The organism is Cellulomonas sp. P4_A2 (genome assembly GCF_056402515.1).
In genome coordinates, this window is sequence record NZ_JBFUHG010000115.1 from 1 (window position 1) to 448 (window position 448).

General features: G+C 63.2%; 1 pseudogene. It reads left to right on the top strand.

The window, feature by feature from the left end:
* Positions 1–448, top strand: a pseudogene (locus tag AC1DUE_RS20350) (sugar ABC transporter substrate-binding protein); the annotation flags it as partial.

A 448-nucleotide genomic window follows, 5' to 3' on the forward strand; every position in this document is an offset into this window, starting at 1 on the left:
TGCCTACTGGCAGGAACTGAACAAGCGCCTCGGTTCGCAGTTCGACATGACGATAGTCGTCGACCAGGGCGTCGACGCCTACCTCACCAAGTTCACCGCCATGATGGCCAGCGGTGACATCCCCGACCTGGTCTGGTTTCCGCCGAACCAGGGCCTGCAGCGCGTGCCCGAGCTGCTCGACGCCAAGTTCCACGACCTCACCCCGTACCTGTCCGGCGACGCGGTCAAGGAGTATCCGAACCTGGCGAACCTGCCCACCACCGCGTGGAAGACCGCCGTCATCAACGGCAAGATCCGTGGCGTCACCGTTGCCTACGGCTCCATGGGACAGGTCTATGTGGTCAACCAGGACTTCTGGAAGCCGGTTGGCGGCGCCGAGTTCACCAGCGCCGAGGACTTCCTCGCCAAGGGCAAGGAACTGCTCGATGCCAAGCGCAACAAGTACGTC